Below are 20,952 nucleotides of genomic sequence, written 5' to 3'. Positions count from 1 at the left end.
ATGACCAATAAAAGGAAGGTAATGCTGACGCTGTTTTGCCTCATAGGCTACTTAGTAGTTTTTTGTCAAACCGAAACTCCAGCGCTTTGGTACTCGAAGCCTGCAAAAACATGGACGGAAGCCTTACCCGTTGGAAATGGTAGGTTGGGTGCGATGATTTATGGCGATTACCTGCACGAAAACATCCAGCTTAATGAGGAAAGTGTATGGGCCGGATCAAAAACAAACAACAACAATCCGCAAGCAAGGGCTCATCTTGGCGAAATTCAGCAAGCCATATTTCATCAGGAATATAATAAAGCGTTGGACCTGGCCAATAATTATATGGTGGGAACACCTCCGCGAATCCGGTCGTACCAACCTTTGGGAAATCTTTTTATCAATTACCAATGGAAGACAGAGCCAACTGTGTACAAAAGATCACTGAATCTGCACAACGGTATTGCAAAATCAGAATACGCCATTGATGGAAATAAAGTTACTCAAGAAGTTTTTGTTTCTGCGCCACAAGATATTATAGTGATCAGTATTAACGCCGAAATGGTCTTTAATGCCGATGTGCTTCTTTCGCGGGAATACGATAACGATAACGAGAATAAGGATAAAAGAAAAAAATCAGATCCACCTTTTGTTCCTTTTTATACCAATATTTATAAAAATGAAAAGGGGCTCGCTTTTTACACAGGACAAATCGTGGATGCCGAGGAACCAAACAAAGGTCTGCCCGGAAAGCACATGCGATATGCTGCCACAATGAAAATTTTATCAGTCGATGGAAAGATAGAACCTATAATAACCAATAAGTCAACAGGGTTTCATCTTCAGTCGGTGAAAAACATAGTGCTTGTTATTACAGGGGCAACCGACTATAACCTTAAAAAACTAGATACGGACCCTCAACTTGACCCTTTGGGTATTTGCAAAACAATCATTGCAAAAGCAGAAAAATTTAAACCTAGCCAACTAAAAGTAATTCATACACAAGATCATCAGCTACTTTTTGATCGTGTGAAATTTTCATTGGGCGACGATGAATTGAAGAGTATGGCAACCGACGAACGTTTGGCCCGGATGAAAGAAGGAAAATCCGACCAGGGACTTATCACGCTCTACTATCAGTATGGCCGTTACCTTTTAATGAACTCATCCAGAAAACCAGGTCGGTTGCCAGCCAACCTGCAAGGTATATGGAATGATCTTTATGATGCACCATGGAATGCCGACTTCCATACCAATATCAACTTGCAAATGAACTATTGGCCCGCCGAAACCGGCAATCTTCCGGAAACAGTTATCCCGTTGTCGGGTTTTATGCGGGAGCTGACTACTTCAGGAGCAGTGACCGCCAAAGAAATGTATAATGCAGGAGGCTGGACGATGCATCACCTTACCGATCCCTTTGGAGTAACAGGAGTAATGGATGGAGTGTGGGGGATTACACCCCTGGACGGTTCATGGATGACCTTTGCCCTTTACGACCATTATGAATTTACTCAGGATATGGGTTACTTGCGGAATGTTGCCTATCCGATGATTAAAGGGTCTGTTTCTTTTGTATTGGATTACCTGATTAAATCACCCGAAGGCTTCCTGGTGACCAATCCATCACACTCTCCGGAAAATGTATTTTATGTACCAAATACGAATCCAAAAGAAAAGTCACAATTATGTTACATGCCCACGGTTGACATTCATATAGTCAACGCCCTGTTCAACAATTTCACTCAAGCAGCCCGAAAACTGAATGTAGATGCGGGCCTGGTAAAGCAAGTGAAGGACGCCCAAAAACTCCTGCCTCCTCTACAGGTTTCAGCAAATGGAACCTTGCAGGAATGGATCAAAGATTATGAAGAAGTAGAACCAGGACACCGACATATTTCGCACTTGCTTGGTTTGTATCCATTGAACCTGATATCACCCAATGACACGGTGTATTTTCAGGCAGCAAAAAAAACACTCGAACGGCGACTGGCCAATGGCGGCGGACATACCGGGTGGAGCAAAGCATGGATTGTAAGCTTGTTTGCTCGATTACTTGAACCAGAAAAGGCGCTGGAAAACCTGAATGAATTGTTGCGAAAAAGCACACTCACCAACTTATTTGACACCCATCCTCCGTTTCAGATAGACGGAAATTTTGGAGGTACTGCCGCCATTGCTGAAATGTTATTGCAATCACAAAACGGAGAGATTCACCTGTTGCCTGCTGTTCCTGCTGCCTGGTCCGAAGGATCAATACATGGACTGAGGTCGAGAGGCGCCTGTACGGTTAATATCGATTGGAAAGGGGGTGCCCTGACAAAAGTTTCCATAAAATCCGATCAGGGCGGTTCTTATGTTGTCCGGTACAAAGAGAAATTAAAACAAATACGCTTACATGCAGGAGAAACAATTCAACTAGATGGCTTCTTGAATTAAAAGTTGAAGCAATTTAAGGTCAATAAGAGTTTTTAATAAGAAAGAATCCGAGTTTATTAGAAAAAACAGGCATATTGAATAGCGTAGTCCCCTCCCAAAGCATTGGTTTCTTTAAAAGCAGATAAAAAGCGATTGTATACTTCTCTGATAAACAAGCGCTTATTTATTTAACAGTAGAAAGTTTCATAAGATTGCAATAATCATTGCTTTAGGGCAGTTTTTATATTGTAAATTCATTTATGATCAATAATCAAACTTTATGGCAAAAACCTTTACACAAAAAGAACTTGTATCAAATAACCTGGGTGGAATAGACCATGAACCTGGTGACACCGCGGAAGAAGACCAGCAGATCCATGAACTCATAGATCGGTTTAAAAACCTCCGTATCAGACCCTCCCTGAAGAGTGTGCACAAAGTCCTGGAGTATTCGAGATTGCATGCGGCAGTCTAAAAAACACCACATTATGCCACATCTGGCGCAAGATGATCAACCTTTGAGTCTGAGACTCAAAGGTTTTTTGTTTAATAGGCTGGACTGTAATAAAAGTGACAGGAGGTAGGCTTAGCAATGCGGATACTTTTTATTTGGGTTTAATAACTAAATTTGCGGACGATTTTTTAAGGCAACAGATAATCGTTTTTTGCAGAGACAAACTTTCTCGAGCAGAAAGCATATAAATTTTTGAAGTTGCCCGCAAAAGACAGATTTATTTATTTATCTATTCATGAGAATCATATCTATATTTTTATTAGGACTTTTTATTATTAATCAATCATGTATCCCGGTAAAAAAGGATCAGATAGCAGCCGAGATCGATACGCAGTCTGTGGAGATTCGATTACAAGACTCCACGATCAGAAATGTCCTGCAGGCCCAGAATGACCAGGATCTCCAGGCACTAATATCCTATTTTGGAGCTACCGACCCATCTGTGAGATATGCAGCTACCGCCGCACTCGGCTCTGTCCGCGACTTCAGTATCATCGATACCTTGAGTTACATGCTACATGATGCCAACGTGTCCGTATCTGCAGCGGCTGCGTACAGCCTGGGTCTGATCGGGTCGCCCAGAAGTCAATCGGCCCTGATCGGTGCATTCCGACAGTATGATACAGCAGGAATCAATTCTTCCATCAATAGTGCTATCCTTGAAGCTATTGGAAGAACAGGCACAGCAGATTTTCTTCATGCTATGGCCACCGTAGAGACCTACGAACCGACCGATACCTTATTATTATTAGGCCAAATCAGGGGCATCTATCGATATATGCTCAGAGGTATTGTCGATCCGGCCGGCACCACTATTGCCCTTAAATATGCCACTGGTGAGATCTACCCTCAAGAAGTGAGGCTAATGGCAGCTCACTATCTGTCCAGGGCAAAAAATCTCGATCTCTCAGGTCAGGCAGATTTGCTCAATGAATCGACTGCAAAAGAAAACAATCCGGATGTCAAACTAGCCTTGATACTGGCGTTGGGTAAAACAAAATCCTCCACTGCCCTGACAACGCTGACCAATGTCATCAGCCAGGATCAGGATACCAGAATGGTGAGCAATGCACTAAGATCGTTAAGTAATTTTGATTACCAACAAGTAAAAACGATCATACTCACGGCCATCAGGCATAGTTCTATATCTGTCGCCACTGCAGCCCTCAACTATCTCAATGACTTTGGCAGAGAGGCAGATGCTAATGAATACCGCAATATAGCCCGGGAAAACATACCCTGGCAAGTCAAAGTCCCTCTGCTGGCCATCGCCAACAAAAACTACTCTTATGCCTATGCCATCACCAAAGGCAATATCAATGGTGAGCTAAAATCCATCTTTGGCCGATCTGACAATATCCAGGAAAAAATAGCTTGCCTCAAAGCACTGGGCAGCGACCCAAAAAACATCAATTATTTGTTGGAAGTAGGCCGGCAATCTGACATTCCTGCCATACACGCTGCAGTGATGGAATCCGGTATCGAATCCTTAAAGAGTAAGTATTTCAATAATGCATTTGGTGGTTCGGGAGAATCTGTAAAAAAGAACATCATAGCCTATATTATGGATAAGCTGGCTACCGGGGATGATGCTGCTTTGGAAATCATCGAATCTTCTGTTAAAGATCAAAGCCTGGGACTGAAATCCATCGTAGATCCAGCAGCTATCGAACAAATCAAAACGACGCTGGCCAATAACCCAACTCCAACGACCCCTTATGCTCAGTATATGCTCGATAAGACACTCAATGCCTTGAAGGGTACGAGTACTCCTTTGAGCCATATGACAAATTATAAAAAGCTCACAGCAGCAGATTTTACGCTGGATGGGGTCACCGCTGTTGCTGAAATAGTGACAGACAAGGGATCCATCAAGATAAAACTATTAAAAGAGATAGCTCCTGCCACAGTCCTCAATTTTGTGCGCCTATCCAAGTCAGAATTTTATAATGGTAAGTATTTTCACAGGGTAGTCCCCAATTTTGTCATTCAAGGCGGATGTCCCCGGGGTGACGGCTATGGATCTATGGATTATAGTATCCGATCGGAGACACCGCAGATCTATTATAACAAAGCAGGCATGGTAGGAATGGCCTCCAGTGGTAACCATACCGAGAGCTGTCAATTTTTTATTACCCACAGCCCCACCCCTCACCTGGATGGCAATTATACGATTTTCGCGCAGGTGATAGAGGGGATCGATGTGGTCAATAGTATCCAGATCGGAGATAAAATACTACGTATCAACTTTACAGAATGAAAGAACTCGCTTTAGCTCAGATCCACAAAGCATTAGGTGCCCGGATGGCAGAATTTGCTGGTTTCAATATGCCTATCTATTATACAAAAGGCATTACAGAAGAGCATCTGCAGGTAAGGAATAAAGTAGGGGTGTTTGATGTATCTCATATGGGAGAATTCATTATCAAAGGACGCGAAGCCCTGGCACTGATTCAATCCATCACCACCAATGATGCATCCCGGCTCTCTATAGGTCAGGCACAGTATAGTTGTATGCCCAATGAATATGGGGGAATCGTCGATGACCTCCTGGTCTATCGTCTTGACGAAGATCAATGCACAGATGGAGAACAAGCCTATATGCTGGTAGTCAATGCCGGCAATATCGATAAAGACTGGAATTGGGTCTTGTCACACAACAACTTTGATACCAGGGTCATCAATATCTCTGACCGCACGGCATTGTTGGCGATCCAGGGACCGCTCGCTACTCAGGTATTACAGTCATTGACCGAAGTCCGGCTGAGTGATTTGGAGTATTACACCTTCTCCAAAGGGCGGTTGGCAGGTATAGACAATGTATTGATTTCAGCAACAGGATACACCGGGGCAGGTGGATACGAACTGTATTTTGATGAACAACATGCCGTATCTATGTGGGAGGCAATCTTCGAAGCTGGAAAGTCATATGATATTCAGCCCATAGGTTTAGGCGCACGAGATACTTTGAGACTCGAAAAAGGATACTGCTTATACGGCCATGATATAGATGATACCACCTCCCCGCTCGAGGCAGGCTTGGGTTGGATCACTAAATTGAATAAAGGCGATTTTACTTCTTCTGAGAAATTTAAGGAGCAGAAAAAAGCGGGAGTGGATAAAAAGCTGGTGGGATTCAAAGTAGATGACCGTAGAGTACCACGCCAGCACTATCCGATTTGGTCCATGCAAAATGAAACTATTGGAGAAGTCACATCTGGAACCGTGTCACCTATATTGTCTATGCCTATTGGGATGGGTTATGTCAAAACAGCATTCGCCAGGCCGGGTACATCCATACAGATTAAGGCAGGAGAAAAACTACTGGCGGCGACCGTGTGTGAACTGCCTTTTGTAAAATGATGGCATAATTAGAGAAAGTAGCAATACTTTTAAAGCCTGGAGTCAAGACAGCGTCATGCACATCAGTCCTTTTATCGGCCATATCCCTGATCTATCCAAAACTGGATTTGATGATAGTTTTTATCAATCTATGCGGGACGATTTTAATGCGCTGTTTGATGCCGGTTTATTCAAACAGGTTGCTCTTCAACCGGCCTATTACCTGGTAGAAATAAAAAACAAAAACAACGTGTCTACCGGTTTGGTCGCGATGACCTCCATGCAGGAATATAACGATCAAAACATTTTAAAACACGAGCAGACGATTTCAAAAAAAGAAAAACTGCACAAAGCCCTGCTTACCTCCCGTAAAGCCATGATCAAACCGGTCGCCTTGCTGATGCCTCACCAGAAGACGCTCCAGCAGGAGTTTGAAGCTATAAAAATAAAAAGCAAACCAATCCTGAGGATCAGGTTTCCCGATCTCACTACTACTCAAAAATTATGGAGGGTGGATGCCCCGGTCTTAATTAAAAAAATCACATCGCTATTTGAAAAAAAAATTAATAAAGTCATTATCGCCGATGGCCATCATAGGTTTGCTTCTCTCGCCAGGTTACAATCATCCAAAAACCCAGCCTCTATCTTGTCGATCTATTTTTCACCGGATCAGATGCAAGTATCTACATTTTATAGGGTGGTCAAAAAACGTAGTAGTCAATCCTATGAGCAATTAATTAAAAAACTTAGGGAACATACTACAACATGGCAAAAAACAACTTCGATTATTGTCGAACGAGGTTGTATCCATTTGTTCTTAAAAGGAGAACTGTATCGGTTCAGATTAAAATCTTCCGGCAGTCAACCGGTACATTTATCTTTTTCTGAACAAATACTGGGACCGGTATTCGAGATACATAAAGAAACGACGAGTAAAAGAATTTCTTATGTGGAAGCGCCACAAAACGAAACGGAACGAGGGCGCATTCTCGAAGAACATAAGGATGAATTCGTGTTTATGCTTCCTCCACTGACTACGCACCAAATTTTGCGCAACAAAAAAATATTACCGCCAAAAAGCACCTTGTTTTCTCCAAGGATCATGAATGGTTTGATAGTGGCACTTACTTGAAGAATAAGAGGAAAGAGATACAATAGCATTTGGTCGAGATCATAATCCAGACTGATGAGTATCAGGGTGATCGGTAAGGTTAGCCTATAACTTTATACCCGCGTTGATACTGATTATCAACAATGTGAATAGGTCGATGATGAGTAGAATTGAACTTTATCGGACTATTTTATATCAAAGGTTTTTCTTCTACTGCTGTAGGGTTATAGAATAGTCCTGCCTCTGTCATTTATTCAATTCTTTTCTTGGGCACCGATTTCTTATTAGATAATGTTTTTTTCAATTTTTAATTATTGATTATGAAAAAACTATTAATCACAGCAGCGATGGCAATGATTATACAAGTTGCTTTTGCACAGGATTCCACGAGCCAGGATCGGTTTAATCAATACGGCAGAATAGTTAGCAGATCACCACTGGATGTAGAAAACAGAAATGGAATACTTGTCTTCGAATCTGCAGATCAATCGTATCGATTATGGTTTGACATCAGGGTGCAGGTTGATGGACAGGTGTTTTCAAAAAACACATTGAATCCCATAGGAAATGGTGCCTCCATTCGCAGGGCTCGATTTGCTACCAAAACCAATCTTACAAAAAATTGGTATGGAGAGATAGACCTTGATTTTTCCAATGGCATACTAGAACTGAATGATGCATACATACAATATGACTTTCGCAATGGACTCGCTTCACGGATAGGCAATTTTAAAGAGCGATTTTCAATGTCACAAACCTCTTCTTCCAGGTATCTTAATTTTCTGGAGAGACCAATGGCGATTGTAGCAATGACCCCATCCAGGCACATTGGCTGGGAGACCAGTTATAGCGCAAAATATTTTTTAGTATCCAGTGGTTTGTTTTTCCAGGCAGTAGAAGATGCAGAGACCAGAATATTTGTAGAGGATAACAACAAGGATTATGGTAGAGATGAAGGTATCAGCTGGACTAGCAAATTAGCTCTCCAACCGTTTGGCACAAGTACAGAATATGGGGGACACCTTGCCCTGGCGCATTCGTATCGTCAACCAAAGACGAGTGTAGATGTAAGTGAATATGGTGGGATACGTTACAGTACCAGATCACTAAGCAGTATTAATCGCAAAAAATACCTGGATACGGATGTGATCCCGGATTTTAATTACTCCAGCATGAACAATGTGGAGTTGGCGGCCTATTACAAAGGATTAGGCGTCCAGGGAGAGTATATCATGAATAGAGTGCACCGCAATAGCGATTTGGTAAGGCTGGATTTTGATGGATTTTATGCTCAAGCCGCTTGGTTATTGTTTGGTGGAAAACAATTTTATAATAAAACCGAAGCGGAGTTTAGCCAGCCCTATCGCGGAAAAAAATGGGGGGATATCGAACTGGCCTTGAGATATGATTATATCAACTTGAATGACAAAGATATCTACGGGGGATCAGCCGAAGGATACACGGCAGGTGTCAATTTCTATGCCGACAAAAACGTAAGATTCCAGGTAAACTATAGTTATGTCAATCATGACCGGTACGCCAATGGAAAGAATAAATTGTTTGTAGGTTATGACTTGACGGGAGCGCTTACCAAAGACCCGACTCAGGTAGCAGACTCAAAAGGAAAAGCGGGTGATGACTATGGTATGCTCGGATTTCGATTTGAAATAAACTTTTAATAGAACCTCTAAATTCAATATCATGAAAGTTAAAACTTTATTATATGTTTCAATTGGCTTTTTCATCATGATGAATGCCTGTGTGAAGGATGACCTCTTTAATGGACCCGCATTGATATCGGAGGTGACCGCCGTACCAGTAGCTCCAAAATCATCGGATAGTGTAAGTATAACTGCCCGAATCACTGATTTAAAGGGAATCGCCACCGCCATATTGGCTTACAGGGCTTCGGCCCAAGGTACATTTACCTCGCTGGCGATGCAACATGAAACTCCCTACCAATATCATAGCACGATACCTGCACAAATATTCGGAAGCAAGGTCGAATATTTTATCGAAGTCAAAAACATCGAAGGTTTTACATCCAGGTATCCTACTGTAAATACATACTATGCCAATTATACGGTCGGAGCATCCAATATCCTTAAACTGTATATCAACGAAGTATTGTCTGATGGAACCAAAGATGCGTCTGATCCTGACTGGGTAGAAATATACAATGCGTCGGATATCCCAGCTGACATCAGCGGCTATGCATTTTATGACGAAGGCATTAAAACATCGGGTGGTAGCAAAGCTAAAAGATTGCTAAATGCAGGGACGATCATACCGTCCATGGGGTTTTTGGTATTAAAAACAGAATACACTTCTGGCGAATACGCCGTTGAATTTGGACTGAGCTCTACAGGAGATGCAGTATATCTTGAGAATGCTTCAGGAGTATTAGTTGCTGCATTGGATTTCCTGGCTATCAACCTGGTGGGTAAGAAATCATATGGTCGCCAACCTGATGGTTCTAATAACCTGGTGATATTTAATACACCATCGAGAGGCACTTCTAATGATTGATCCAATGGTTGTGAGCAGGTAATTTCTTACAAAACCTAATTCATATTCAAAAGGATGAAAAAATGAAAGAGCAGATGGGAAGGGATAAGGTACAGCCTCGCTTTGAATTTAGAACCTTCGGCCAAAATTTTGATTGGGCTGTCAAACGAATGGCCCGATTGTCAATGCCGGTTCCGGAAAATCTCTGGGACCGGCACAGTGACGAAATCTATATTGTATCCAGAGCCATTACTCATAACAATACCAAAATCAGGGACGGCCTATTAGACATCAAGACCCTGATAGAAACCAAACAGGGCTTGGAGAAATGGAACCCACTGTTGAAAGTAGTTTTTCCAATATCTGTCGATGCTTTGAGGGATGAAATATTTCCGGCATTACAGGCAGACATGCCCACTTTTGATCAAAATAATATCCACATGGCCGCATTTTTGGAAATGGTACATGTACACCCAAAGTTGGTGGCTGTTCGTATTCACAAACAACGCAGTGCGTATCTGGTGAATAATGCAATCTGTGAAACAGGCTCCGTATTGATCAATGGTGCCCGGGTGGAAACCATTTGTATCGAATCTACCGAAATGGACGATATTCTAAAGGCGATAAACGAAATTGGCTTAGCAGGAATAGAAAACATTAATTATCTCCAGGCCATAAAACGAGTCATCGGAATGATCGATAAACCACTGGCAAATTAAAACTCAAATCTTTATGCCTCAGGAAATAGAAAGAAAATACCTGGTGACCTCAGATGCCTACAAAAAGGAAGCCATTGCAAAAACCAGGATCACCCAAGGATATCTTAGTTCTGTGCCAGAACGAACAGTACGCATTAGAATCAATGGGGATCAGGCCTATATCACCATTAAAGGTATTGGCAATGATGCAGGAAGCTCAAGATATGAATGGGAAAAAAACATACCGCTGGCAGATGCCATGGAACTCCTTCGACTTTGTGAGCGCGGAGTCATCGACAAGGTACGATACATCATTCCTGCGGGGCTGCATATTATCGAAGTAGACGAATTCTTTGGTCAAAATCAAGGACTAACGGTAGCAGAAGTCGAGTTGAATAGGGAAACGGAACAGTTTAATAAACCCAATTGGTTTGGAACGGAAGTCACAGGTGATGTGAAATATTACAATTCTATGCTGATGAAAAACCCATACACACAATGGTCGCAGGAGACTAATTCACTGATAAAAGACAAAAATGACGAAGGGTGAAATCAGTATAGAATCGCAAAACCCTACTCCGGCATTCGACTTGCTGGATATGAATAATTATAAGGTTGAAAAGCTCAGGAAATTTAAAAAAGTCGGGTTTGAGCGATGGATGGAGCTCACAGGAGGACCTTTAGCAATAATTAGTTTTATCGTTATTTATTATTTTTCAGATATCGGCTTTTTAAATAATATCAATGCAGACATTCTCCAGGAAAGTGGCATCAAAAGATGGAAAGAGCTGGGGGCTGAAGGTTTTTCAAAAATCAATTATGCTATGCTGGCTATTTTTGCAGCGTCCATTATCCTGTGGATTACCGAAGCTATACCCAATTACCTTACTTCCCTGATAGTGATTCTTGCCATGGTTCTTACAGGGGTCACTACAGAGAATGTAGCGTATGCCCAGCTGGGTCATCCTGTAATGTGGCTTAATATTCTATCCTTTATACTGGCGAGCATGTTGGTTACCACCAAAGTAGCCAAAAGATTTGCTTTATGGTTTGTGTTGAAGTTTGGCAAAAATGCCGGAGGTATATTTTTTAGTTTTATAGTGATCAATATTGTATTGTCGATTTTTATATCTGCTACTACGGCCAAAGCGGCCATTCTCTTACCTATCTTCATGGTCATTGCCGCGATATATGGTGCGACGATGGATCATCGAAATAATTTTGGCCGGAACATCGTGTTGCAAAATCTCTTTCAGATCAATATGGGCGCAACGGGTTTTATCACCGGATCCGGGGCTAATTTGTTGGCGGGCTCATTGATAGCGGGCGCATTGGGTCAGTCACTGTTTAGTTACCAGGATTGGTTTGTTGCAGCATTTCCACTTTGTATTATACTCATATTTATTGGTTGGTTTGTGGGGACCAAAATTATATTTCCTATGCGACCAGATGAGCGCAAGCCACAGATAGAAGGAGGCATGGAAAGATTGCGGATAGAGTATCAACTATTGGGGAAAATGCGTGTGAGCGAATATAAATCTATAGCTATATTTTTGGTGGTTCTGGCAATGTGGGCTACGGATAAACAGCATGGCATTTCTCAGACCGCAGTCGCTTTTATGGGAGCCGTGGTGGCCCTGCTACCGGGTATCGGAGTAGTAAAATGGAATGATGTAGATATACCCTGGCACCTTATGTTGTTTTCCGCCGGGGCGTATGCCTTGGGTCTGGGATTGGACACCACAGACCTTCCCGCCAGCATCGTAAATACGCTGTTCAATTATTTTGGAGTCACCGCTGCCACACCGTTTTGGGTTTTATACCTCGGATTGACATTCGTCATGTTGTTTAGCGGTATCCTGTTTCAATCCAAAACGATGCGTGCCCTTATATTTGTACCTATGTCCATCGGAATAGCGCAAAAATTTAATTATCCGATTATGAGTTTAGCTTTTCCGGTAGCATTATTGATCGAGCACGTATATGTGTTACCATTTAATGGCAAACCCTCCGCTCTATTATATACGACCAACCATTATAGCATGACTGATTCTTTTAAATACGGGTTTACAATGATGGTCATCAGTTGGATTATGATCATTATCTGGGGCGAAACTCTGTTGAGATATCTGGGATATACCCAAAATGGAGTCTTTTTCTAATGCGTATTTGGATAACAATAAAATAATTGAATATGTCTATAGATTATGAAATCCTCGTTCGCTTTTTATTAGCAGCACTCTGGGGTGGCCTGGTGGGAACAGAAAGAGAATATCATAATAAATCTGCAGGATTTCGCACCATGATCATGATTTCGGTGGGTTCTTGTTTTTTTACGATGATGTCTGAGGTCATTGGTGAGGTAGCCAATGCAGATCGCATAGCGGCCAATGTGGTGACCGGCATAGGATTTTTAGGCGCGGGTGTAATTTTTAGAGGCGAAAACAGAGTAAACGGGATCACCACGGCAGCGACCATTTGGGTAGTCGCGGCAGTAGGCATGGGTATAGGTGCCGGTAGGTATTTTGCTTCCGCCTCCGCGAGTATCCTGGTTTTATTGGTGTTAGCAGTGCTGCCTTATGTTGAAAATATCATCGGCCGGCTCAACCAGGCCAGGATATATAAGATCCAATATACCGATCAGGAAAATGCCAGAGTTGCTATTGAACAGCTACTTACCCGGGCTAATTTAAAATTCAGGTTGACGGGAGAAATTAAACGAGGGGATCACTTAGACCAGCATTGGCAGGTATCCGGTAAGGCTAAAAACCATGACTTGTTTATAGCCGCACTCAAGAAGATGGATAAAATAAACAGGTTTGAATATTAATACTTCGTATTCACCGAACCAAAGTAAAATCACCTGACTTATTGATTGTCAGACGAGCTCCCTGGCTATCAAGGGTGACGATTTTTAAAAAATACAAATATACACCTGCAGGTGCTTCGCGCTGCCTGAAGGTGCCATCCCAACTCGTATCTACGGACCGTGAAACAAACATCAAATCACCCCAACGATTGAATACAGACCATTCAAATTGATCTATGGGGGGGAAGTCGGGTTTGATTAAAGGCTTTATTTCGTCATTTAGACCATCATGATTTGGTGTGAATATATTGGCTATGTACAATCCTTTTTCGCAAGACTCGATCCTAACCTTAAAACTTTGTGTGATGAGCGGACCACAACGGTTTTCTATTTGTACTGTATACACTCCCGGGGTGTATATAGTCCTGAAATAATTCTTACTTCCATTTTCCCATTGGAGCCTTTGTCCGTCAAGATGCACGCCACCCGATAATACGATTTGTGTGCCCTCACAGATAGTAGTATCGCGACGGGCCAATGTGGAAGCAGCGGTATTTCCAAAAGATCGAATACTAAAGGCTTTTGAAATCATGCATGACGGAGAATAAATCAGCTCAATTCGATAGGATCCATCCTGTGAGGCAGTGTAATATGGAAGTGTACTGCCATCGTGCCATCGATATTTTAATTGAGCCGGCAAGGGGGTAAATGCATTTAAAAGTAAAGTATCATGTACACAGCGCGAAGTATCAGATATCGGTATCTCCATGGGCACCAGTACGACATTATCTACTGCATAATTAGCGATAAGGCCATTGGGGAAGTTAGGATTGATTTTTCCGGTGGGAGAGGTCTCGGTACTGGCATCTATTCGAAAATTGCCTATTAGTAGATAATGTTCTGTTCCATCTGCGACAAAACATTCACTGATTTTGTGCCATTCATAATCTTGATTTATTTTGCTTACCGCGGTCGGTCTCAGAGACAGATAGTTTCTAGGTACATCAAAGTCAAATAAGGGCAATGATTTGGTAAAAGCTACATCCTGGCCATTGGTGAAAACAGTATTGACCAGTTTTCTATTTGGAAAAGTATCCACTGACCGCACCATCATCTCGAAGTAATATTGCTGGCCGGCTTGCAGGGGTTGTATCAGTTTGGCTGCAAGGTATAATCGTCCACTATATATATTGTCATCGGCAAATCCCCGGTAATAAGTCTCTACAAAACCACATTGACTGCCATTGATGCCCATCTTAGGATCACGGATAAATCGCCACCAATCTACATATGGACAAAGGTTGGAGAGATCTACTGGATTGTTTTGAGGCACAAACCAGTCTGAGATAGTGGAAAATCCACTGCACGTAACAGCCTCTTCAAATTCACCATTGGGTACGAGATTGACCTGACCTGGAGTCTGGTAGACACCCAGGGTAGATGCTATCAGCCAATACCAAAAGAGAATCTTCATTTTCATCAAAAAAATAATAGTAGTGCAAAATAAGTTGACTTTCTTCAATATATCTTTTTGGGGGCTTTAAAAATGATTCAACGATTTTAGCGATATTTGAGACATCAAACGCACGAGGCATATATTATTAACAATTGCGGTAGGGATTATTTTCCTCCATAGTATATTTCCGCATGTACACAATGATAAGATTCGGGAAATTTTTCATAATAATCATAGTTCGATCCTCTGCCTCCTCAAAGACCTGGTGCATAATGATTTGGGCGAAGGACACCTGGAGCACTTTTTGCAAAGCCACGCTCAGGATTTGAATGAAGTTATTACGACATTACCCTCCAGCAGTACAGATTTTCTTTGCGTAAATATTTATGGACCTCCGTCAAATATAAATTATGTTTTCCGAGGTCCTATACCATATTTGTTTCTGAGGCCCCCACAGTTTCTGGGACCAGCCGTGACTTCCCGAGGTCCACCATCCTTATCTGTTTTTCCTGGTTGATTTGGATATTTATCAATCAGTCTAACCTCTTTTCCAGGGGTTGGTTTTTTATTTTATCATATCTTATCAAAGAGTATTGTCATGCTTCAGACCATTATACATTATAGTTTAAAACATAAACTGATCAATTTTTTATTTGTCGCGGCCTTGATTGTGTTTGGCATATATGCCTTGATGAATATCCCAATTGGTGCCGTGCCCGACATTACCAATAACCAGGTGCAGGTGATCACCACCTCGCGCAACCTGGCTACAGAAGATGTCGAAAAATATTTGACTTATCCGGTAGAACTGGAAATGGCCAATTTACCCGGAGTAAAAGAGATCCGGTCTATCTCTAAGTTTGGCTTATCGGTGGTGACCATTGTGTTTGAGGAAAATCAAGGGACTTATCTACCACGACAACTCATCGCAGAAAAATTAAAAAGTGCTGAAGAAAAAATACCCAAGGGCTTTGGCATTCCCTTTATGGGGCCTATCACAACCGGCCTGGGAGAGATCTATCAATATGTATTGGATGTCAAGCCTGCCTATAAAGAGCGGTATTCTACTACAGACCTTCGCACGATACAGGATTGGATCGTCAAACGACAACTTTCCGGCATCCCGGGAGTCGTAGAGGTCAATACCTGGGGCGGGTATCTCAAAACCTATGAAGTGGCCGTTGATCCTGCCAGGCTTCGGGCTATAAACCTCTCCATCACCGAAGTATATGAGGCTATGTCGCGTAATAATGGTCTTGCAGGAGGAGGATATATAGAGAAAAACAATGAAAGTTATTTTATTAGAGCAGAGGGCCTGGTCTCTACCCTTGAAGAAATCGGCAATATCGTAGTTGACAACAGAGACGGCATACCAATATATATCAAAGATGTCGCAAAAGTAAAACTAGGGCACGCGACGCGATTTGGGGCTATCACCGGCAACGGAGAAGGTGAAAAAGTGCTGGGCCAAATCATGATGTTAAAAAATGCTTCCTCCAAAGCAGTCATCAATGCAGTACAGAAAAAAGTGGCCAGCATTCAAAGCTCCTTACCGGAAGGTATCATTATCAATCCGATATTAGACCGCAGTCATCTGGTCAAAAAGACTACCCTGACCATTTCGGAAAATCTGATCCTGGGTTGTCTTATCGTGATCCTGGTAGTCATTTTATTATTGGGCAATCTACGATCAGCGCTGGTAGTGGCTTCTGTGATTCCGCTTTCATTAATATTTGCCATTTCATTGATGTATATTTTTGATCTGGATGCTAACCTGATGAGCCTGGGCGCCATAGATTTCGGTATCATCATAGATGGAGCAGTCATCATCGTTGAATATATCGCATTTAATATCAGCAGGGAAATTAAAAAAATAGGGGTGATCTTGCCTGAAAACAGGCGGAGTACCATGGACAAAATCACTGAACATGCAGCGGCCAAGATGATGCGATCTGCTGTATTTGGACAGCTGATCATTATCATCGTTTTTATTCCCATCTTATCACTGTCCGGAGTAGAAGGAAAGATGTTTAGACCGATGGCCCTGACATTTTCGTTTGCACTGATCGGTACGATGATCTTGTGTCTGACTTATGTGCCGATGATGTGTGCATTATTCATCAAGCCGGATACCAAAAACAAAAAGAATATTTCTGATCGATTGATGCTTTTTTTACAAAGACTTTACCAGCCTGTGATCAAAGCAGCACTAAATGCAAGAAGTGTAGTGCTCGGCATGGCAGTAATCCTCATCCTGGTGGCAGTATTTCTGTTTTCAAGGATGGGGGGTGAATTTATCCCTACCCTGGATGAAGGAGATTTTGTGATCCAACCAGTGCTCAAGACCGGGATGTCTTTGGACAAAACCATTGAGATGACGACCCGTATGGAAAAAATCATAAAAAGATTTCCTGAAGTAAATCAAATAGCCAGTAGAATAGGAGCGGCAGAAGTGCCTACTGATCCAATGTCTATGGAAGAAAGTGATATCATCATCACCCTACATGCAAAAAAACATTGGGTAACTGCAAAATCTAAGGATGCATTGGCCGATACGATGAAGGCAGCTATAGAAGCAGAGATCCCAAATGTCGAAGTTGAATTTACACAACCAATAGAAATGCGATTCAATGAATTGATCACCGGAGTAAGGGCCGATCTGGCAATTAAACTTTTTGGCGATGACCTGGATCTATTGTACAAAAAAGCGATAGAGATAAAAAATGCTATTGACCAAGTACCGGGAGCTGCAGATATTACTGTAGAAAAGACCGAAGGTCTCCCCCAAATGACAGTAAAATACGACCGCCGGAAGATTGCCCAATACGGTCTGAATATAGAAGAGCTGAATAATATCGTTTCTATGGGTTTTGCAGGATTGAGCGCCGGCATCATCTTCGAAGGGGAGCGACAGTTTGATCTGGTCATCAAATATGACGAAGCTAACCGAAAGGATATCAGGGACCTGTCCGAATCCCTGGTCAAAATGCCCAATGGACAGCAGATGCCACTGAGTACCTTCGCCTCTGTCCAATATACCACAGGACCAGCCAAAATATCCCGGGACAATACAAAGCGTCGCATTGTGGTAGGAGTTAATGTCCGGGGAAGGGACCTTCAGTCAGTAGTACGAGATATACAAACAATTATTCAATCTCAGGTCAAACTGCCCCATGGCTATCTGATAGAGTATGGTGGCCAGTTTGAAAACCTGCAGAGCGCTATGAAAAGGCTGATGATAGCAGTGCCGATAGCATTGGTCCTGATCTTTTTGATGCTGTACTTTGCTTTTGATTCATTTAGAGACGCGATGATCATATACAGCGCAATCCCTTTATCTGCCGTAGGAGGAGTTTTGTTGTTGTATATTAGGGATATGCCGTTTAGTATTTCTGCGGGTGTCGGTTTTATAGCTTTATTTGGTATCGCCGTGCTTAATGGAATCGTCCTCATTGAATATTTTAAAGAACTAAAATCACATGGTATGCATGATATCCACGAAATGATTGTAGTAGGTACGACCAACAGAATGCGCCCGGTATTGCTCACTGCCTCGGCTGCTGCGCTGGGATTTTTGCCAATGGCTATTTCTACTTCGGCTGGTGCAGAGGTGCAGCGACCGCTGGCTACAGTAGTGATAGGTGGACTTATCACCGCCACCCTGCTGACATTGATCGTATTGCCGGTGCTATATTCTCTCCTTGAAGTAAAAAAGCGAAAAAAGAAAGCAATCAATATTTTGCCATTGATCTTCCTGCTTGTCCCCGTCTTTATGTCAGGACAGACTATCACCCTGGAGCAGGCTATTCAGATCGCAGGGAACAATAATCTTGGATTAAAATCTGCTTCCCTGGAAGTTCAAAAAACGCAGGCACTTCTGGGCAACTATCTCGATGTGCCCAAAACAGGCGTATACTGGGGATATGATCACAACAATCTAACAGAAAGTGGTGACCCCTTGCATGTGGTGGGGATCAGTCAAAGTTTTAAGCTGCCTGGTGTGTATGCTGCGCAAAAAAAACTAAACCAGCAGCAAGCTACATCCAGTGAAACCAGGCTTGTGTTACAGAAAGAAAAATTGACCCATCAAGTCACGGCCGCCTATATGCAGGCGGTCTATTTCAAAAGCCTGATCAAAGAATATCATTACCTGGATAGTTTATTGTCCAGGTTCCAATCGGCGGCCATACGTAAAACGGAGCTTGGCGAAACCAATCATTTAGAGTCTTTAACTGCACAGTCCAAATACCAGGCCAACACATTAAAATTAATACAAGCGGAGGGTGATCTGGGCGAAGCCAAACAATTAATGAAGTATTATTTAAATACGACGGATGATCCGGAGCCTGTAGAAGACTCACTGACACTTTTGGCGGTTCTTCCTAAAAGGATAGAGGATCATTCTTTATTGGTTTATGAAAATTCTCTTTTGGACCTGGCACAGGCTGCACAGGAGGTAACTATCAAACATCAGCTACCCGATATCAACCTGTCCGTCTTTAATGGAATCAATTTTAATAATCATCTCCGGTCATATCCGGGTTTTACCGCAGGCCTGTCAGTACCCTTATGGAAACAGGCTTACAAATCTAATACACTGGCTGCATCCAAAGAGATTGAAATCAGGCAAAATGAAATTGAAAAAAACAAAAACGATCTGATTCAGTATCAAAATCGATTGACAAGCCAGCTGGCCATGCATAGACAGGCTATTGATAAGTACACTCAACAGATCCAACCATTGCAAGGCGCAGTGATCCAGTCGGTGGAAAAATCATTCCAACAAGGAGAAATTGATTTTTTTCAATATATCCTGACCCTGGAAAATAACACGGATATGAAAATGAACTATCTGTATCACGTATACAAATACAATCAGACCGTAATAGAATTAAATTTTTTAATCAATCCAAATTAAGACTCAATCATGAAAGGAATATATATTGTATTAATCGGTTTATGGACATGGTCGGCATGTAAATCCACATCAGAGGCGCCTGCTACCACAATGCCAAATGAAGAGGTAGAGCATATAGTCTTAACCAAAAATCAATTTGAATCATCTGGATATGAGCTGGGTACCATACAGAAAAAAAACTTTGTAACCGAAATACATGCTTCAGGAATGATCGACCTTCCGGAAAAAAACAAATATGTCATCAGCTCCTACCTGGGAGGCGTAGTCAATGATATGAACCTGATCAATGGGCAACGTGTCAATAAAGGTCAGGTATTGTTTCGATTGACCAACCCGGAATTAATCACCTGGCAACAAGAATATATCGAATTACAAGGTCAGCACGATTATCTCAAAGACGAATATCAGCGACAGAAGACCTTGGCGGAAGAAAACCTCTCTGCCAGAAAAAACTACCTCAAAGCGGATGCTGATCTTAAAATGAATGAAGCCAAAATAGCAGGCCTCGAAAAAAAACTGGAATTGTTGGGATTCAGCCCTTCAAAAATCAATACCGCTTCTTTTATTTCATCGGTACCTGTATTGGCATCCACGAGCGGGTATGTATCCGATATCGCCGTAGTAAAGGGCGAATTTCTCCAGGCCAATCAGGCGGCAATGACTATATATAACACCGATCATTTACATCTTGAGCTCAAAGTGTTAGAAAGAGATTTTAGGTTTTTAAAACTGGAACAACCCATTTTGTTCAAACTGTCCTCCGATACTTCTGTCACCTATATGGCCACCGTACATCAAATAGAACCCCTGGTAGATGACCATAGCCTGATCAATATTCACTGTCATCTCGACGATCATGCTACCCGGCGACTGATCCCGGGCATGTATGTTAATGCAGAAATCAATATCGGTCAAAAGGAAGTCCTGGCTCTGCCGGAGAATGCGGTGATATCGATTGAAAACAAAGACTATATTTTGATCAAACGACCGGGTGCGGAGCTTAACTTCCAGAAAACTTTGGTAGAAAAAGGCCTTATTAATAATGGCTGGGTAGAAATACTTCATGCTGAAAAATTTTCTTCTGAAGATCAGTTTTTGACCAAAGGAGCTTATTACCTGGTGACAGGAGGATGATAGTAGCGGTGATGCGATAGCTATTGTATCTATCTAATTACCCTATCTTTGCCCTCCAATTATTT

Annotated in this window: 14 protein-coding genes; 13 read left to right on the top strand and 1 reads right to left on the bottom strand. The window is 42.1% G+C overall.

Translation table 11 applies throughout. The features are described from left to right. The 11 genes from IPJ09_15155 (at position 1) to IPJ09_15105 (ending at position 13,400) form a co-directional block, all read left to right on the top strand. Complete coding sequence (locus IPJ09_15155; GenBank protein MBK7372747.1) at positions 1–2,418, top strand: glycoside hydrolase family 95 protein; 2,418 nt, start codon at positions 1–3, stop codon at positions 2,416–2,418. A 259-nt stretch (positions 2,419–2,677) separates the two neighbouring features. Beyond that, positions 2,678–2,872, top strand: coding sequence for a hypothetical protein (locus IPJ09_15150; GenBank protein MBK7372746.1), 195 nt, complete (start codon positions 2,678–2,680; stop codon positions 2,870–2,872). Positions 2,873–3,146: 274 nt separating this feature from the next. Next, positions 3,147–5,171: a peptidylprolyl isomerase gene (locus IPJ09_15145; protein MBK7372745.1), complete on the top strand. Its 2,025-nt coding sequence runs from the start codon at positions 3,147–3,149 to the stop codon at positions 5,169–5,171. Then, the gene (gene gcvT, locus IPJ09_15140; protein MBK7372744.1) at positions 5,168–6,274 is read left to right on the top strand and encodes a glycine cleavage system aminomethyltransferase GcvT; all 1,107 of its coding nucleotides are present in this window, start codon (positions 5,168–5,170) and stop codon (positions 6,272–6,274) included. Before IPJ09_15145 ends, gcvT begins: the two co-directional genes overlap by 4 nt. 55 nt (positions 6,275–6,329) lie before the next feature. Beyond that, entirely contained in the window at positions 6,330–7,385 is a 1,056-nt protein-coding gene (locus IPJ09_15135) for a DUF1015 family protein (protein MBK7372743.1), read from the top strand. Positions 7,386–7,684: 299 nt separating this feature from the next. Beyond that, on the top strand, positions 7,685–9,043 hold the full coding sequence (locus tag IPJ09_15130; GenBank protein ID MBK7372742.1) for a porin: 1,359 nt from the start codon (positions 7,685–7,687) through the stop codon (positions 9,041–9,043). Between the two features lie 22 nt (positions 9,044–9,065). Continuing rightward, on the top strand, positions 9,066–9,893 hold the full coding sequence (locus IPJ09_15125) for a lamin tail domain-containing protein (GenBank protein MBK7372741.1): 828 nt from the start codon (positions 9,066–9,068) through the stop codon (positions 9,891–9,893). Positions 9,894–9,967: 74 nt separating this feature from the next. Next, positions 9,968–10,591, top strand: a complete 624-nt coding sequence (locus tag IPJ09_15120) for a hypothetical protein (protein MBK7372740.1) — start codon at positions 9,968–9,970, stop codon at positions 10,589–10,591. Between the two features lie 13 nt (positions 10,592–10,604). Further along, positions 10,605–11,120 carry a CYTH domain-containing protein gene (locus tag IPJ09_15115; protein MBK7372739.1) on the top strand — a complete coding sequence of 172 codons (516 nt, stop codon included), beginning with the start codon at positions 10,605–10,607 and terminating at the stop codon, positions 11,118–11,120. 49 nt (positions 11,121–11,169) lie between these two features. Further along, positions 11,170–12,732 (top strand): anion permease, encoded by a 1,563-nt coding sequence (locus IPJ09_15110; protein ID MBK7372738.1) that lies wholly within the window; start codon positions 11,170–11,172, stop codon positions 12,730–12,732. A gap of 32 nt (positions 12,733–12,764) precedes the next feature. Further along, complete coding sequence (locus IPJ09_15105; GenBank protein ID MBK7372737.1) at positions 12,765–13,400, top strand: MgtC/SapB family protein; 636 nt, start codon at positions 12,765–12,767, stop codon at positions 13,398–13,400. Between the two features lie 10 nt (positions 13,401–13,410). On the opposite strand, the gene IPJ09_15100 is transcribed toward IPJ09_15105, so the two are convergent. Next, the gene (locus tag IPJ09_15100) at positions 13,411–14,853 is read right to left on the bottom strand and encodes a gliding motility-associated C-terminal domain-containing protein (protein ID MBK7372736.1); all 1,443 of its coding nucleotides are present in this window, start codon (positions 14,851–14,853) and stop codon (positions 13,411–13,413) included. A gap of 580 nt (positions 14,854–15,433) precedes the next feature. Here IPJ09_15100 and IPJ09_15095 point away from each other — a divergent pair. Together IPJ09_15095 and IPJ09_15090 are read left to right on the top strand one after the other, a co-directional pair. Then, positions 15,434–19,753, top strand: a complete 4,320-nt coding sequence (locus tag IPJ09_15095; protein ID MBK7372735.1) for a CusA/CzcA family heavy metal efflux RND transporter — start codon at positions 15,434–15,436, stop codon at positions 19,751–19,753. A 9-nt stretch (positions 19,754–19,762) separates the two neighbouring features. After that, positions 19,763–20,887, top strand: coding sequence for an efflux RND transporter periplasmic adaptor subunit (locus tag IPJ09_15090; GenBank protein MBK7372734.1), 1,125 nt, complete (start codon positions 19,763–19,765; stop codon positions 20,885–20,887). Positions 20,888–20,952: the final 65 nt, after the last annotated feature.

This window comes from Saprospiraceae bacterium (assembly GCA_016709995.1).
Taxonomy (GTDB): Bacteria; Bacteroidota; Bacteroidia; order Chitinophagales; family Saprospiraceae; genus JADJLQ01.
Note: the sequence above shows the minus strand (reverse complement) of the source record. Positions and strands in the feature narration are given on the sequence as shown.